Below are 14,997 nucleotides of genomic sequence, written 5' to 3'. Positions count from 1 at the left end.
CTTGGCTATCGAAATTCGATAGATTCCCATCGCAATTCGATGGAAGGGTGGGTCATGGGAAAGCTTGCGGTGCGGGCGCTGTGTGCCGTGCTCGGGGTGGTGTTCGTCGGCACCCTGTTCGTGCAGGCGGGGATGGTGTGGACGCTGGTCGGCGGGAACGATCCGGAGGACGGGAAGCTCCCGCTGACCGCGTTCCGCGTCATCACGATCCTGGGCATGGTGTCGGCGCAGGTCGTCGTGGTCTGCGTATGGCGGCTGGTGACGATGGTGCGGCGCGGGACGGTGTTCTCGCACGCCGCCTTCCGGTACGTGGACATCGTGATCGGCGCGATCGTGGCGGTCTCCCTCCTGTGGTTCACCGTCACGGCCATCAACGCGCCGGGCCAGCGGGACGACCCGGGCGTCAGCGTCATCATGGCCGGGATCGGCCTGGCCATCCTGGGGGTCGCGCTCATCGTGCTCGTACTGCGGATGCTGCTGGCCCAGGCGGTCGCGCGGGATGTCGAAGCGACGCAGATGCAGGCCGAGTTGAACGAGGTCATCTGATGCCGATCACCGTCGACATCGACGTGATGCTGGCCAAGCGGAAGATGTCCGTGGGGGAGCTGGCGGACCGGGTGGGGATCACGCCCGCCAACCTGGCGGTCCTCAAGAACGGCCGCGCCAAGGCGGTCCGCTTCACGACGCTCGCCGCGCTGTGTGAGGTGCTGGAGTGCCAGCCAGGGGACTTGCTGCGCTGGGAGGCGGAGGAAGGGGCGGAAGAGGGTGCGGAGTCAGTCGCCGGTGGAGGGGAACGCGGGCCTGCGCCGCAGTAGCCACTGGCCGAAGGTCCGCCGTGGGGGCCGTACCACCACACGGCCGTGCGCCTTCTGCCCGACGAGTTCCACACGCAGGACGACCGGCGCACCGGAATCCGTCGGAGCCGGACGGGACTTGACCTTCGTGTGCACGAGCTGCAGACCGTCGGTGTCGACGAGGATCCCCGGCCGCGTGACGAGCGTCAGGGTCTTGCCGGTCATGGCCAGGTCGATCCGCAGGGTGTCGTGCGTGATCACGGCCTCGCTGAAGTCGAGCGTCACCTCGCAGTACGTCACCGCGAGTTCCATTCTCCGCGGCACGACCCAGCGCCCCACGCGCTCGATGGCCCCGCTGTGGACCTGCTCGATCCGGACCACGTCCTTGACCTCGACGCCGGTCGCGCCGGCCATGGCGGAGACGGACGGCAGGTCGGCGGTGAGCGGGGCGAGTTCGCTCAACGTCCGCGCGGACAGGGCGGCTTCGACGCGCTCGTCCAGCTCGTCGGAGGTCAGCCGCCCGTCCCCCGCCGCGACCCGCAGCACGTCGACCACCCGGTCCCGGTCCGCATGAGAGGCCCGCAACTCGGGCGCCGGGCCGGCGTCGCCGGAGGGGTTCCCAGCGGACTTCCCGATGGGCGAGACATCTCCCGACATGCTTCCGTCCTGGTCCGACATCGTTGTTACGTGTGTACGGCGTCGTCCATCATGCCGAGGCCGGGGCGCCACAACAACCGGGTCCCGGGGGCCGGTTCGGCCGCCGCGCGGTGCCTCGTGATCGAGCCTGCTCAGTGGGCGACGGCGGCGGCGGAGAGGAGCGTCGCGGTGGCGAGGGTGCCCCAGAGGGCGGTCGGGCCGTGGGGTGCGAGGGCGGTGATGACCGCGGGGGACGCGGCGAGGCCGAAGCCGGTGGAGAGCTGGAAGCGGGCGAGGGTGCGGCCCAGGACGTGCGCCGGGGCGAGGGCGGTGACGAGCGCGGTGGCGCTGCCGGCGTAGACGATCTCGCCGAGGGTGCAGACCACGGACACGGCGGCGACGGCCGGGGCACCCCAGCCGTGTCCCAGCGAGGTGGCCGCGAGGAAGCCGAGGTAGGACGCGGTGAGCACCACGCCGGCGACGGCCAGCACGGACCGGCGGGGGAAGCGGGACATCAGGATGGTGACCGGGACCTGGATGGTGACCACCAGCACCGTGTTGGCCACGAAGACGGCCGCCGACCACACCGGGGAGGCGTGCAGCTGTGTCACCAGGACGAGCGGGAGCGCGATCTCGGGGACGTTGAGGCAGAAGACGTAGATCACGTTGGCGGCGAGCAGCGCGCGCATCCGGGGCGCGGGCTCGTCGTCCCGGTGGCTGTCCTTGGCCGTCGCCGGTCGGGCGCGCACATGAACCGACCACGCCAGGCCCGCCGCGGCGAGATAGGCGAGCCCGGTGACGACGGCGAGGGCCTCCAGTGCGGTGGTGCCGCCGGTGAGGCACGCGGTGGCGACGAGTGCGCCGACGCCCAGCCCGGCGTTGCGCAGGGCGCGGCCCCCGGCGAGGGCGGCGTCGCGATCCCGGCCGTGGGCGACCGTGGCCACGAGGGCGGCGTGGGCGGCGGGCCAGGCCTGGTTGCCGATGCCGAGGAAGAGCGCCGCAGCAGCGAACAGCCAGACGTTCCCCGTAGGGGTGGCCGGCAGCAGGGCAACTCCCAGCACCCGTACCAGCATCGACGCCGCCACGACCGTGCTCCGTGCGCCCCGGTCCAGCCACCGGCCCACCGGCGGCATGCAGCCGAGACCCGCGAGGACGCCGACCGTCATGGCGGTGCCGGTGACGGGCGCGGACAGCCCGAGCACGGTCACGCCGTAGAGGAGCAGAAAGGGGCGGAGCAGGCCGGTGCCGAGGGCGTCCACGGCGAGGGCGACGGCGTAGCGGGGGCCGCCGGAGGCACGTACGAGACCGCGGGGCCGGATCGTGGTGGTGGTTGGCATGGCGCCAACGGTCATGTCGGCCGCCGGATGCGGCACGCCGGTTGACGGACATCGTCAACAGACGCAGCCACCGGCCGTCCGACCAGCGATGCTGGGGTGATGACGCTGCGCATCGACATCTCCGGGCTGCCGGCCGAGCGGCTGCGGTTCGCCGCCTCCCCGCTGGCCGAGCTGACCGCGATGCTGCACGTCCTGGCCGAACCCGGGCATCACCCGCGCCTGGCCGCCTGGGCCGGGGACGTCTGGTCCGACATGCCGCCGGAGCTGGCCGAACGACTCCGGGAGGCGGAGTTCCTCTGGCGCTCGTCACGAGCCGACTTCCTGGTCCCCGCCCGACCGCGGCAGACCCTCGCCGAAGAACTGGACGACGTCGACCGGATCGACGACGAGACCTATGTGACGGCCGCGCTCATCACCACGTGCGGCAGCAGCCGGGTCCACTTCGCGGCGTCGTCGCCGCTCGCCGACGCGGCCGCGCGCGAGCGGGCCCTGGACCTGGCGCAGGCCCGCGGCGCACTCCAGGAGGCGTTCGCGGAACGGCTGCTCGCGGACCCGGCGGCGGTACGGGCGCGGGTGCGCCACACCCTCGAAGAGTGCGCCGAGACGTTCTTCGACGCGGCCTGGACGGGGGTCGCCGCACAACTGGCCACCGATCTCCGCCTGAAGAACGACCTGCTGAAGCGCCAGGGCATCGAAGCGGCACTCACCTCGGTGTCGGGGGCGGTCACCCTGGCACCGGACGGCGACTGCATCGTCGTGGACAAGCTCCAGGACAACGCGACCGCCGCGCACGGCACCGGGGTCACCTTCATCCCCAGCGTCTTCGGCCGCCCGCACCTGGTGGCGGTGCACGCGCGCGGCTGGCGGCCGGTGGTGCAGTACCCGGTGGCCGAGCCGACCCCGTCGGACCCGGTACCGCTGGAAACGGTCACCCTCCGCCTGGAAGCACTGGCCCACCCGGTACGCCTCCGACTCCTGCGAACCCTGGCCCGCGGCCCACACACCAACGGCGAACTGGCCCACGCCTGGGAACTCTCACCCCCGGAGGTCTCCCGCCACCTCGCCGTCCTGCGCCACGCGGGCCTGCTCACCGCCACACGCCAAGGCCGCTACGTCCAATACACCGTCAACCTGCCCGAGTTGACGACCCTGGGCACAGACCTACTGACGGCCGTCCTGCGCTGAGCAACCGGCAAGTTCGCACCACACGTACTTGCCCCGATTGCCGTGTCTCGACAGCGGATGCCACCCCCATACGTCCGCACAGGCCCGCACCAGCAGCAGCCCTCGCCCGGCCTCCGCCTCGCCCAGCCGCGTCAACGGCACGGGTGGCTCGGGCGGTTCGGGGTCGGCATCCCACGCGCCGATCCGCAGCGTGCCGGGCGGCGACCAGCGGACTCGTAGCGCGGCGGGGCCCTTTGTGTGGCGTACGGCGTTGGTCACCAGCTCCGTTGCGAGCAGTTCGGCGACGTCGACGAGGCCGATCAGTCCGTGCGCGGTGAGGATCAGGCGGAGGGTGCGGCGACTGACGGTGACGGCGCGGGGGTCGTTGGGGATGGAGAGGCAGTACTCCCAGGGTTCGGGCTCGTTTTCGGGCATGCGTCAACTCCGTTTGGGTGAGGGGTAGTTGGCGGTGGCATCGCCGCGGCCGTCGGAGCGGGCAGGACGGAGCGGTGCACTTCCGCAGAGTGTGCGTCGCGTCACCGACGGTAGGGCTAACATGTGTGACCAAGCAAGCCGATCGCGTAATCCGACCCGAACGAGGAGCAATTGATGCCCCTGAGGCGCGAAGCAACCGCACGTCAGATGCGCTTGGGCGTCGAACTGCGCAGGCTCCGTGAGGCTGCGGGCCTTACTGCCATCCAGGCGGCGGCGTTGCTCGGGGCGAATCGCGCGCAGATGAGCCACATCGAGTCCGGACTCGCGGGCGTGAGCGAGGAGCGGCTGCGACGCCTCGCATCCCACTACGCCTGTACGGACGCGGAATTCATCGACGCCCTGGTCGCGATGGCCGGCGATCGGACGCGTGGTTGGTGGGAGGAGTACCGGGGGCTGCTGCCCACGTCGTTCCTGGACCTGGCGGAACTGGAGCACCACGCCACATTCATGCGCGAGGTGGCGGTCCTGTACGTTCCGGGCCTGCTGCAGACGGAGGACTACGCCCGCGGCGTCTTCTCGTCCAGGGTGCCCGAACTCACCGATGGCGAACTCGAGTTGCGTCTACGTCACCGCTTGCAACGCCAGCGGTTCACCATCCCGTACGAGTTGGTGATCCACGAGTGCGCCCTACGCATCCGGGTCAGCGACCGGGCCGCCGCCCGAGCGCAGCTTCTGAAACTCGCAGAGCTCTCCGGGGCCGAGAACATCACCGTGCGAGTCATCCCGTTCGACCTGGACGGTTTCGGCAGGGCGGCCAGCACTATGACGCATGTCGGCGGCCCCCTCCCCAAGCTGGACACGGTCGTACGCGACGTGCCCCATGGCTCCGCCTTCATCGACTCCGAGGCACAGCTCAGCGCCTTTCGAACGCGCTTCCGTAAGGTGGAGGCTGTGTCACTCGACTCCGAACGGTCGCGTGACTTCATCCACCGGCTGGCGAAAGAGCTGTGAGGCACCCCATGGACAACTGGCGGAAGTCGTCCTATTCAGGCCCCGACGACGGCAACGCCTGCGTGGAGATAGCGAACTCCCCCACCCACACCGCCGTCCGCGACTCCAAAACCCCCACCACCGGCACCCTCACCTTCCCCACCCCCACCTTCACCACCTTCCTCGAAGCCCTGAAGAAGGACCAACACCCCTGCCCCTGAGGCAGATCAAGACGTCGGCGCAATCCCGCCCAACAGCTCCGTAAGCTCCCGTGCCGTCTCCGTGACCCGGCGCCCGATCTCCGGCAGGCGCTCATGCGTCACCCGGGACGCCGGCCCCGAGATGCTGATCGCCGTGACCACCGCGCCCGCGTGGTTGAAGGCGGGAGCCGCCACGCAGCGGATGTCGAGTTCGTTCTCGACGTCGTCGATGGCGTAACCGCGCTCGCGGATGACCGCGAGGTCGGCGCGGAGCTGGTCCGGGGACGTGATGGTGGCCGGCGTGCGGGCGGGGAGGCCCGCCGCGAGGACCGTGTCCAGGACGTCGTCGGCCGCGTGTGCGAGGAACGCCTTGCCGGTCGCCGTGCAGTACGCCGGCTGGCGTCCGCCCACGCGGGAGTGCATGCGTACCGCCTGCGGGCTCTCCACCTTGTCGATGTAGACGATCTCCGGCGGGTCGAAGCTGACCAGGTGCACGGCCTCGCGCGCGTCCTGGGCGAGCCGGTGCAGCAGCGGGGACGCCGTGCGGCGGATGTCGAGGCGCTCCAGGTAGACCTGCCCGAGCAGGGCGTTCTGCGGGCCGAGCCGGTAGTGGCCGTTCTCCGGGTCCTGGTCGACCAGGCGGGTGTCGCGGAGGGGGGCGAGGAGCCGTAGGACCGTGCTCTTGCTCAGTTGGAGGCCGGTCGCGAGGTCCGTGAGGGACGTGCCGTGCGGATGGCCGTCGTCCTCGGCCAGGTACATCAGGATGCTCAGCGCGCGCCGCAGGGAGGACGAGGAGTTGCGGCGGGGCTCGGGGGAGTCCGGGGTGTCGTCTCGGGTCACGCGGCGCACCCTACCGTACTGCATTGCAAAACTGAATGTTACATATTGAAATCCACCGTTGACGGTCCCGGGGGTCCGGGCTAACTTCTCGCCAACGCAATGCGAAACGTCGTTTTGCATTGCAGGACACTCTTCGACGCTCTTCAGCTTTTCGGCTCCCCGGCCCCCCGCCTCCCGGCTCCCCTCGCACCCTCCCGGAAGGGAACTCATGTGATGAGATTTCGTCACGGTACCCGCAATCTCGTAGCGATTTGTATCGGTGTGACCGCTGTCGCATCCCTGTCCGCCTGCACCTCCGCCTCCGCGGGCACCAGCGGCTCGGCCTCCGGCTCGCAGTCCTCGACGCTCCAGGACGTCGTCAAGCGCGGCACCCTCAACGTGGCCAGCTGCCTGACGTTCCCGCCGTTCGGCTCGATGGACAAGAACAACAAGCCGCAGGGTTTCGACGTCGACGTGGCCACCGCGATGGCCACCGCGCTCGGCGTCAAGGTGCACATCGTCGACACCACCTCCGCCAACCGCATCCCGAACCTCCAGACCAAGAAGGTCGACGCGGTGGTCTGCAACTTCACGACCACCGCCGAGCGGGCGAAGCAGGTCGCCTTCAGCGACCCGTACATCGTCGCGGGCGAGGTACTGCTGGTGAAGAAGTCCAGCGGCATCGACACGCTCAAGGACCTCACCGGCAAGACGGTCGCCGTCACCAAGGGCTCCACCAACGGCGACGCGGTCAAGGCCGGCAACCCCAAGGCGAAGATCCAGGAGTACGACACCTCGTCCGCCGCCGTCCTCGCGGTGAAGCAGGGCCAGGCCGACGCGATGGTCGAGGACTCCAACTTCCTCAACTACCAGGCCAAGCAGGACCCTTCGCTGAAGGTCACCAAGGAGTCCGTCGTACCGCTGGAGTACAACGGCATCGGCGTCCCGCTCGGCGACGCCACCTGGCTTCAGTGGGTCAACACCTGGCTGCGGGAGTTCAACACCTCCGGGCAGGCCGCCGACCTCTACAAGAAGTGGTTCGGCGTCAGCCGCCCGTACCCGCTCAACCCCTCCTACTGACCTCGACCTTCACCTCGGTCCTCACCTTGACCCACTGAGTCCCGGTCGGGCGGCGGGATCCTTCCCGCTTCCGCCGCCCCGGGAGGAGTCCCATGTTCGTCGACTGGAGCTACGCCCTCCGGGACTGGCCCACCTATCTGGACGCCGCCTGGCTGTCCCTGCGGCTGTCGCTGGAAGCCTTCGTGCTCGCCTTCGCCCTCGGCCTGCTCGGCGCGCTCGCCCGCGGATCCCGTCTCCGCGTGCTGCGCGCACCCGCCGCCGTCTACGTCGAGGTCATCCGCAACACCCCTGTGCTGCTACAGATGTTCGTCGCCTACTTCGCCCTTCCCTCGGCGGGGCTCCGGCTCAGCCCGGTGGAGGCGGGCGTGCTCGCCCTCGGCGTGAACGTCGGCGCCTACCTCACCGAGATCTTCCGCGCCGGCATCCAGGCCGTCCCGCGCGGCCAGCGCGAGGCCGCCCGGGTGCTCGCCCTGAGCCCGGCCCGCACCTTCGCGCACGTCGTACTCCCGCAGGCGCTGCGCAACGTCTACCCGGCCGTCGTCAACCAGCTGGTGCAGATCATCCTCGGCTCGTCCCTGCTCTCCGCCATCTCGGTGCCCGAACTCACCGGCACCTCCATGGTCATCAACTCCCGCACCCTGCTGACCGTCCAGGTCTTCGGCATCGCCGCGATCCTCTACCTGGTCCTCACCAACGCGGTGGTCGTGGTGGCGGGGCTCGTCGGCCGCGTCGCCTTCAAGCCCCCGCTGCGGCCCGCCGCCCGGCCGCGCGCGCTGAGCGCCGTACGACGTCTGCTGCCGGCCCGGCCCACTCCGCCCGCCCCGAAGGAGGCCTGAGATGGACTGGTCTCTCATCTGGTCCAACCGCGAGCTGTATCTGTCCGGGCTGTGGTCCACCGTGCAGCTCTCGCTCGCCGCGATCGCCACCGGCACGCTGCTCGGCCTGGTCGTCGCCGCGATCCGCACCAGCCGCCTCCCGGTGCTGGCCCAGCTCGCCCGCGGCTATCTGGAGGTCTTCCGCGGGACCCCGCTGCTCATCCAGATGCTGTTCATCTACTTCGGCGCCGCCTACCTGAGCGGCTTCGGCATCACCATCTTCGGCGCCGCCCTGCTCGCCCTCACCCTCTACCAGGGCGCCTACATCGCCGAGATCTTCCGGGCCGGCATCGAAGCCGTGCCGCGCGGCCAGTGGGAGGCGGCGCGGGTGCTGGGGCTGGGCCGGGCGCGTACGTTCGTGAGCGTCGTACTGCCGCAGACCCGCGCGATCGTGCTGCCGCCACTGGTCGGCCAGTACCTCTCCCTGATCAAGGACACCTCCATCGCCGTGGTCATCGGCTACGTCGAACTGGTCCGCCAGGGCCAGGCCGTCATCGACCGCATGGGCGACCCGGCGACCTCCTACCTCGCCGTCGCCGTCCTCTACTTCGTCATCTGCTACCCGCTGTCGCGGCTCGTGCGGCACATGGAGCGAAAGGCCGTCACCGCATGATGATCACCGACCCCGCCGCGCAGCAGCAGGCGGTGACCCCCGCCCGCATCTCCCTGTCCGGCGTCCACAAGCGCTTCGGCGACCTGGAGGTCCTCAAGGGCGTCGACATCGACGTGGAACCCGGCGAGGTCGTCGTCCTCATCGGCGCCAGCGGCTCCGGCAAGAGCACCCTGCTGCGCATCATGTGCGACCTGGAGCGCGCCGACAGCGGCGAGGTGTGGGTGAACGGCGTACCGCTGCACGACCGGGGGCGCGCCCCGGAGATCTTCGGCCATGTGGGCATGGTCTTCCAGCAGTTCAACCTCTTCCCGCACAAGACGGCCCTCGGCAATGTCACCCTCGCCCTGCTCAAGGTGCGCAAGCTGCCGCGTGCGGAGGCCGAGGAGCGCGGCCGGGCCGCCCTGAAGCGGGTCGGGCTCTCCGAGAAGGCCGACGCCTATCCCGCCCAGCTCTCCGGCGGCCAGCAGCAGCGCGTCGCCATCGCCCGCGCGCTCGCCATGGACCCCGCGATCATGTTCTTCGACGAGCCGACCTCCGCCCTCGACCCCGAACTCGTAGGCGAGGTCACCGGTGTCATGCGCTCCCTCGCCGAGGACGGCATGACCATGGTCGTCGTCACCCACGAGATGCGCTTCGCCAAGGACACCGCCGACCGTGTCGTCTTCATGGACGGCGGCGTGGTCCTCGAACAGGGGCCTCCGGAGCAGGTGTTCGGCAGCCCGGCCGAGCAGCGCACCCAGCAGTTCCTGCACCGGGTCCTGGACACGTGAGGGGCGGTGCCGGGGACGACACGGGCACGGGCGCCGGCACCGGTACGGACGTGGTCTGCATCGGCGAGACCATGGCCGTCCTGAGCCCCGCCGACGCCGCCCGCCCCCTCGCCCACCAGACCACCCTCGCCCTCTCCGTCGGCGGTGCCGAGTCCAACGTGGCCTGCACCCTGGCCGCCCTCGGGCACCGCGCCGCCTGGCTCGGCCGGGTCGGCGACGATCCGCTCGGCCGACGCGTACTCGACGAGCTGGCCGACCGGGGCGTGGACGTCTCGGCCGTCCGGACCGACCCCGACCGGCCGACCGGCGTCTACTTCAAGGACCCCGGCCCCGCAGGCACCGGCGTCCACTACTACCGCCGAGGCTCGGCCGCCTCCGCCATGGGCCCGGATCTGGCCGCCCTGCCCCTCCTCCGGCACGCCCGCATCCTCCACCTCTCCGGCATCACTCCCGCCCTCTCGGACGGCTGCGCCGAACTCGTCGACCGTCTCGTCGTCCGCCGGGCCGTCCCCGGCCCACTCGTCTCCTTCGACGTCAACCACCGCCCGTCCCTGTGGCGTGGCCGCCCGACCGACGCGGCCCCCGTCCTCCTCGAACTGGCCCGCGCCGCCGACCTGGTGTTCGTCGGCCGCGACGAGGCCGAGACCCTGTGGGGCACCCGCACCCCCGCAGCCGTCCGCGACCTGCTCGGATCGCGAGACCCCGGCCGCACTCTCGTCGTCAAGGACGACGGGTACGGCGCGACGGCGTACGGCGCCGACGGCACCGAGGCCTTCGTCCCCGCCCCAGCCGCCCGGATCGTCGAACGGGTGGGCGCCGGTGACGCGTTCGCCGCCGGCTACCTGGCCGCCGTCCTCGAAGGCCGCACCTCCGAGGCCGGCCTGCGCCTGGGTCACCTGGCCGCCGCCGCGGCCCTGGCCACGCGTGAGGACGTCCCGGCCGTCCATCTGGCCCCTGGGTGTCAGACCTCCCCGGTACCGTCGGATCATGGCTCAACAGGCGGGGGACCCCACGGGTGAACGGCGACTGGCCGTGCTCGAAGGCGTACTCGAACGCATCACCTACGCCAACGAGGAGAACGGCTACACGGTCGCCCGCGTAGACACGGGAAGAGGCGCCGGCGACCTCCTCACCGTCGTCGGCGCGCTGCTGGGTGCCCAGGTCGGTGAGTCCCTCCGCATGGAAGGCCGTTGGGGCTCGCACCCCCAGTACGGCAAGCAGTTCACCGTCGAGAACTACACGACACTGCTCCCGGCCACGGTCCAGGGCATCCGGCGCTACCTCGGCTCGGGCCTGGTCAAGGGCATCGGACCGGTCTTCGCCGACCGCATCACCCAGCACTTCGGCCTGGACACCCTCCAGATCATCGAGGAGGAGCCCAAACGCCTCATCGAGGTCCCCGGCCTCGGCCCGAAGCGCACCAAGAAGATCGCCGACGCCTGGGAGGAACAGAAGGCGATCAAGGAGGTCATGCTCTTCCTCCAGACCGTCGAGGTCTCCACCTCCATCGCGGTCCGGATCTACAAGAAGTACGGCGACGCCTCCATCTCCGTCGTCAAGAACCAGCCGTACCGCCTCGCCTCCGACGTCTGGGGCATCGGCTTCCTCACCGCCGACAAGATCGCCCAGTCCGTCGGGATCCCGCACGACAGCCCGGAGCGCGTCAAAGCGGGCCTCCAGTACGCCCTCTCCCAGGCCACCGACCAGGGCAACTGCTTCCTCCCCGAGGAACGGCTCATCGCCGACGCGGTGAAGCTGCTCCAGGTCGACACAGGCCTTGTCATCGAGTGCCTCGCCGAGCTCGCCGCGCCGCCCGAGGATGGCGAGGACCCCGGTGTCGTACGAGAAAAGGTCCCCGGCCCCGATCCGGGCTCGGACCCCGTCACCGCCGTCTACCTCGTCCCCTTCCACCGCGCCGAACTCTCCCTCTCCGCCCAGCTGTTGCGCCTACTGCGCGCGGACGAGGACCGGATGCCGGGCTTCCACGACGTCGCCTGGGACAAGGCGCTGGGCTGGCTCAAGGACCGCACCGGCGTCGACCTCGCCCCCGAACAGGAGGCCGCCGTCAAGCTCGCGCTGACGAAGAAGGTCGCCGTGCTCACCGGCGGCCCCGGCTGCGGCAAGTCCTTCACCGTCCGGTCGATCGTCGAGCTGGCCCGCGCCAAGAAGGCGAAGGTCGTCCTCGCCGCCCCCACCGGCCGCGCCGCCAAGCGCCTCGCCGAACTCACCGGCGCCGAGGCCTCCACCGTCCACCGCCTGCTGGAGCTGAAGCCCGGCGGCGACGCGGCGTACGACAAGGACCGTCCGCTGGATGCCGATCTGGTGGTCGTCGACGAGGCCTCCATGCTGGACCTCCTCCTCGCCAACAAGCTGGTGAAGGCCGTACCGCCCGGCGCCCATCTGCTCTTCGTCGGAGACGTCGACCAGCTGCCGAGCGTCGGCGCGGGGGAAGTGCTCCGCGATCTCCTCGCCGACGGCGGGCCCATCCCGGCGGTCCGGCTCACACGCGTGTTCCGGCAGGCCCAGCAATCAGGGGTGGTGACGAACGCGCACCGGATCAACGCCGGCCAACACCCCGTCACCGACGGCATGAAGGACTTCTTCCTCTTCGTCGAGGACGACACGGAGGAGGCCGGGCGGCTCACCGTGGACGTCGCCGCCCGTCGGATTCCGGCCAAATTCGGGCTGGACCCGCGACGGGATGTGCAGGTCCTCGCGCCCATGCACAGAGGCCCCGCGGGCGCCGGAAACCTCAACGGGCTGCTCCAGCAGGCCATCACGCCGGGCCGTCCCGACCTCCCCGAAAAGAGATTCGGCGGCCGGGTCTTCCGCGTCGGCGACAAGGTCACCCAGATTCGCAACAATTACGAGAAGGGCAAGAACGGTGTCTTCAACGGCACCGTGGGCGTTGTCACCTCGCTCGACCCGGTCGACCAGCGCCTCACGGTGCTGACGGACGAGGACGAGGAGGTTCCGTACGAATTCGACGAGCTGGACGAGCTGGCCCACGCGTACGCCGTGACCATTCACCGCTCGCAGGGGAGTGAATATCCCGCCGTGGTGATCCCGGTCACCACGGGCGCCTGGATGATGCTCCAGCGGAATCTGCTGTACACGGCCGTGACCCGCGCCAAACAGCTGGTCGTGCTGGTCGGTTCGCGGAAGGCGATCGGGCAGGCGGTACGCACGGTGTCGGCGGGGCGGCGGTGTACGGCGCTCGACTTCCGGCTCGGCGCGACTCGACTGTGACTCATCTCGAAAAATGATCGATCAAATGAGTCGTGAAGGTCACAGAGCTCTTCCGGATGGGCAGGACAGGGGGCAGGATGAGCAAGTTGGCGGCACTCAGTGCCGCCGATAGGCCCGATGGTCGACCCCGAGTGCACTCTCCTGAGCCAATTGGGGGATGGTAGAGACAGTCAGGGCAACCTCGAAGATGAGGCACTACGTCGGTGAGGGAAGACGTGAGCGACAACTCTGTAGTACTGCGGTACGGCGACGGCGAGTACACCTACCCGGTGATCGACAGCACCGTCGGCGACAAGGGCTTCGACATCGGGAAGCTCCGCGCCCAGACCGGTCTGGTGACACTGGACAGCGGTTACGGGAACACCGCCGCCTATAAATCCGCCGTCACCTATCTCGACGGCGAGGCGGGCATCCTCCGGTACCGCGGCTACCCGATCGAGCAGCTGGCGGAGCGCTCCACCTTCCTGGAGGTCGCCTACCTGCTGATCAACGGTGAGCTGCCGACCGTCGACGAGCTCTCCGTGTTCAAGAACGACATCACGCAGCACACCCTGCTGCACGAGGACGTCAAGAACTTCTACAAGGGCTTCCCGCGCGACGCCCACCCGATGGCGATGCTGTCGTCGGTCGTCTCGGCGCTGTCCACGTTCTACCAGGACAGCCACAACCCCTTCGACGAGAAGCAGCGCAACCTCTCGACGATCCGGCTGCTCGCCAAGCTCCCGACGATCGCGGCGTACGCGTACAAGAAGTCGATCGGCCACCCGTTCGTCTACCCGCGCAACGACCTCGGTTACGTCGAGAACTTCCTGCGGATGACCTTCTCGGTGCCGGCGCAGGAGTACGACCTCGACCCGGTCGTCGTCGCCGCGCTCGACAAGCTGCTGATCCTGCACGCGGACCACGAGCAGAACTGTTCGACGTCGACGGTCCGCCTGGTCGGCTCCTCGCAGGCCAACATGTTCGCCTCGATCTCGGCCGGTATCAACGCGCTGTGGGGCCCGCTGCACGGCGGCGCCAACCAGTCGGTGCTTGAGATGCTCGAGGGCATCCAGGCCAATGGCGGCGACGTCGACTCCTTCATCCGCAAGGTGAAGAACAAGGAGGACGGCGTTCGCCTGATGGGCTTCGGCCACCGGGTGTACAAGTCCTTCGACCCGCGCGCGAAGATCATCAAGGCGGCGGCGCACGACGTCCTCTCGGCCCTCGGCAAGTCCGACGAGCTGCTGGACATCGCGCTGAAGCTGGAGGAGCACGCGCTCTCGGACGAGTACTTCGTCCAGCGCAACCTCTACCCGAACGTCGACTTCTACACCGGCCTGATCTACCGCGCCATGGGCTTCCCGACCGAGATGTTCACGGTCCTCTTCGCCCTCGGCCGCCTCCCCGGCTGGATCGCCCAGTGGCACGAAATGATCAAGGAGCCCGGCTCCCGCATCGGCCGCCCCCGCCAGATCTACACGGGCGTGGTCGAGCGCGACTTCGTACCGGTCGAGGAGCGCTGACAGCTGCTGTCGAGGGGCGCCCTTCGTGGTGCCCCGTAGGCGCGCGGTCGTAGCACGCACGCGGAATGTAGAAGGCGCCCTGGCGTCAGTCCCCCCACGGGCCGACGTCCAGGGCGCCTTCCCATGTCCCGGTGCGGATTCCCCCCACGGGATCCGGCCGGGCGCTGAGAGGACAGCGCCTGAATCGCTGTCTGTACTGCATGGTTCGAACAATCTGTACTGCGATTGAGCAGAACGAGCAAAACTCCTCGTACTACTCCTGTGTGCGGTCTGCCGGGACAACGCACGCTCGGGAGGGCCGCTCAAAGCTTCCCGAAGTACGTGCCCCGGCAACGCAACTCTGAGGAAGTCCCCCAAGACATCCTCAGATGCCAGTTCGCGCCCCCCAAGACGCTCCCTGACATCGTCAACTTAGACCTTCGAACCCCTTCGATGGTTACGTTCACATCACTGTGATCTGCGTCTCTTGCATTTGTCCGTTTGATACGCAAGAGCCCCGGTGCGATGATCGGGGCCCAAGCGTAAGGATG

Annotated in this window: 16 protein-coding genes; 12 read left to right on the top strand and 4 right to left on the bottom strand. The window is 69.5% G+C overall.

Annotated features, from left to right (window positions below; genetic code table 11):
* The first annotated feature begins 54 nt into the window (after positions 1-54).
* Both ACQEWB_RS17735 and ACQEWB_RS17730 read left to right on the top strand, forming a co-directional pair.
* The gene (locus ACQEWB_RS17735) at positions 55-546 is read left to right on the top strand and encodes a DUF2975 domain-containing protein (RefSeq protein WP_432831999.1); all 492 of its coding nucleotides are present in this window, start codon (positions 55-57) and stop codon (positions 544-546) included.
* The gene (locus tag ACQEWB_RS17730) at positions 546-815 is read left to right on the top strand and encodes a helix-turn-helix domain-containing protein (protein WP_432831997.1); all 270 of its coding nucleotides are present in this window, start codon (positions 546-548) and stop codon (positions 813-815) included. The genes ACQEWB_RS17735 and ACQEWB_RS17730 overlap by 1 nt, the downstream gene beginning before the upstream one ends.
* On the opposite strand, the gene ACQEWB_RS17725 is transcribed toward ACQEWB_RS17730, so the two are convergent.
* Positions 774-1,451, bottom strand: a complete 678-nt coding sequence (locus ACQEWB_RS17725) for a DUF1707 SHOCT-like domain-containing protein (RefSeq protein WP_432831995.1) — start codon at positions 1,449-1,451, stop codon at positions 774-776. The two genes, ACQEWB_RS17730 and ACQEWB_RS17725, sit on opposite strands and share 42 nt — an antisense overlap.
* A 131-nt stretch (positions 1,452-1,582) precedes the next feature.
* Positions 1,583-2,767 (bottom strand): MFS transporter, encoded by a 1,185-nt coding sequence (locus ACQEWB_RS17720; protein WP_432831993.1) that lies wholly within the window; start codon positions 2,765-2,767, stop codon positions 1,583-1,585.
* Positions 2,768-2,866: 99 nt separating this feature from the next.
* Between ACQEWB_RS17720 and ACQEWB_RS17715 the strand changes: the two genes are divergently transcribed.
* Positions 2,867-3,952 carry a DUF5937 family protein gene (locus ACQEWB_RS17715; RefSeq protein WP_432831991.1) on the top strand — a complete coding sequence of 362 codons (1,086 nt, stop codon included), beginning with the start codon at positions 2,867-2,869 and terminating at the stop codon, positions 3,950-3,952.
* Here the strand turns inward: ACQEWB_RS17715 and ACQEWB_RS17710 are convergent.
* A complete protein-coding gene (locus tag ACQEWB_RS17710; protein ID WP_432831989.1) occupies positions 3,929-4,366 on the bottom strand; it encodes an ATP-binding protein in 438 nt (145 codons plus the stop codon). The two genes, ACQEWB_RS17715 and ACQEWB_RS17710, sit on opposite strands and share 24 nt — an antisense overlap.
* Before the next feature lie 174 nt (positions 4,367-4,540).
* Here ACQEWB_RS17710 and ACQEWB_RS17705 point away from each other — a divergent pair, with 174 nt between their 5' ends.
* Positions 4,541-5,377, top strand: a complete 837-nt coding sequence (locus ACQEWB_RS17705; protein ID WP_432831987.1) for a helix-turn-helix domain-containing protein — start codon at positions 4,541-4,543, stop codon at positions 5,375-5,377.
* Positions 5,378-5,385: 8 nt separating this feature from the next.
* Complete coding sequence (locus tag ACQEWB_RS17700; protein WP_432831985.1) at positions 5,386-5,577, top strand: DUF397 domain-containing protein; 192 nt, start codon at positions 5,386-5,388, stop codon at positions 5,575-5,577.
* Between the two features lie 6 nt (positions 5,578-5,583).
* On the opposite strand, the gene ACQEWB_RS17695 is transcribed toward ACQEWB_RS17700, so the two are convergent.
* Positions 5,584-6,396: an IclR family transcriptional regulator gene (locus ACQEWB_RS17695; protein WP_432831983.1), complete on the bottom strand. Its 813-nt coding sequence runs from the start codon at positions 6,394-6,396 to the stop codon at positions 5,584-5,586.
* Positions 6,397-6,657: 261 nt separating this feature from the next.
* On the opposite strand from ACQEWB_RS17695, the gene ACQEWB_RS17690 reads away from it, so the two are divergent.
* From ACQEWB_RS17690 to ACQEWB_RS17660, 7 genes are all read left to right on the top strand, one after another.
* Positions 6,658-7,455, top strand: coding sequence for a transporter substrate-binding domain-containing protein (locus ACQEWB_RS17690; RefSeq protein ID WP_432831981.1), 798 nt, complete (start codon positions 6,658-6,660; stop codon positions 7,453-7,455).
* Positions 7,456-7,547: 92 nt separating this feature from the next.
* Complete coding sequence (locus ACQEWB_RS17685; RefSeq protein WP_432831979.1) at positions 7,548-8,291, top strand: amino acid ABC transporter permease; 744 nt, start codon at positions 7,548-7,550, stop codon at positions 8,289-8,291.
* Position 8,292: 1 nt separating this feature from the next.
* A complete protein-coding gene (locus ACQEWB_RS17680; protein WP_432831977.1) occupies positions 8,293-8,943 on the top strand; it encodes an amino acid ABC transporter permease in 651 nt (216 codons plus the stop codon).
* Positions 8,943-9,713: an amino acid ABC transporter ATP-binding protein gene (locus ACQEWB_RS17675; protein WP_432843871.1), complete on the top strand. Its 771-nt coding sequence runs from the start codon at positions 8,943-8,945 to the stop codon at positions 9,711-9,713. Before ACQEWB_RS17680 ends, ACQEWB_RS17675 begins: the two co-directional genes overlap by 1 nt.
* The gene (locus ACQEWB_RS17670) at positions 9,710-10,732 is read left to right on the top strand and encodes a sugar kinase (RefSeq protein WP_432831975.1); all 1,023 of its coding nucleotides are present in this window, start codon (positions 9,710-9,712) and stop codon (positions 10,730-10,732) included. Before ACQEWB_RS17675 ends, ACQEWB_RS17670 begins: the two co-directional genes overlap by 4 nt.
* Positions 10,701-12,962, top strand: a complete 2,262-nt coding sequence (gene recD2 / locus ACQEWB_RS17665; RefSeq protein ID WP_432831973.1) for an SF1B family DNA helicase RecD2 — start codon at positions 10,701-10,703, stop codon at positions 12,960-12,962. The genes ACQEWB_RS17670 and recD2 overlap by 32 nt, the downstream gene beginning before the upstream one ends.
* Positions 12,963-13,177: 215 nt before the next feature.
* Entirely contained in the window at positions 13,178-14,467 is a 1,290-nt protein-coding gene (locus ACQEWB_RS17660) for a citrate synthase (RefSeq protein ID WP_432831971.1), read from the top strand.
* Positions 14,468-14,997: the final 530 nt, after the last annotated feature.

The sequence above is a fragment of the Streptomyces sp. CA-249302 genome (genome assembly GCF_050936785.1).
GTDB lineage: Bacteria > Actinomycetota > Actinomycetes > Streptomycetales > Streptomycetaceae > Streptomyces.
The sequence above is the reverse complement of the archived record's forward strand: the minus strand, read 5'-3'. Positions and strand labels throughout refer to the sequence as shown.

Coding starts and splice junctions, on each gene's coding strand:
- ACQEWB_RS17735 (WP_432831999.1), top strand. CDS start 55: ATGGGAAAGCTTGCGGTGCGGGCGCTGTGTGCCGTGCTCGGGGTGGTG.
- recD2 (WP_432831973.1), top strand. CDS start 10,701: ATGGCTCAACAGGCGGGGGACCCCACGGGTGAACGGCGACTGGCCGTG.
- ACQEWB_RS17700 (WP_432831985.1), top strand. CDS start 5,386: ATGGACAACTGGCGGAAGTCGTCCTATTCAGGCCCCGACGACGGCAAC.
- ACQEWB_RS17720 (WP_432831993.1), bottom strand. CDS start 2,767: ATGCCAACCACCACCACGATCCGGCCCCGCGGTCTCGTACGTGCCTCC.
- ACQEWB_RS17705 (WP_432831987.1), top strand. CDS start 4,541: ATGCCCCTGAGGCGCGAAGCAACCGCACGTCAGATGCGCTTGGGCGTC.
- ACQEWB_RS17725 (WP_432831995.1), bottom strand. CDS start 1,451: ATGTCGGGAGATGTCTCGCCCATCGGGAAGTCCGCTGGGAACCCCTCC.
- ACQEWB_RS17680 (WP_432831977.1), top strand. CDS start 8,293: ATGGACTGGTCTCTCATCTGGTCCAACCGCGAGCTGTATCTGTCCGGG.
- ACQEWB_RS17710 (WP_432831989.1), bottom strand. CDS start 4,366: ATGCCCGAAAACGAGCCCGAACCCTGGGAGTACTGCCTCTCCATCCCC.
- ACQEWB_RS17715 (WP_432831991.1), top strand. CDS start 2,867: ATGACGCTGCGCATCGACATCTCCGGGCTGCCGGCCGAGCGGCTGCGG.
- ACQEWB_RS17675 (WP_432843871.1), top strand. CDS start 8,943: ATGATCACCGACCCCGCCGCGCAGCAGCAGGCGGTGACCCCCGCCCGC.
- ACQEWB_RS17685 (WP_432831979.1), top strand. CDS start 7,548: ATGTTCGTCGACTGGAGCTACGCCCTCCGGGACTGGCCCACCTATCTG.
- ACQEWB_RS17730 (WP_432831997.1), top strand. CDS start 546: ATGCCGATCACCGTCGACATCGACGTGATGCTGGCCAAGCGGAAGATG.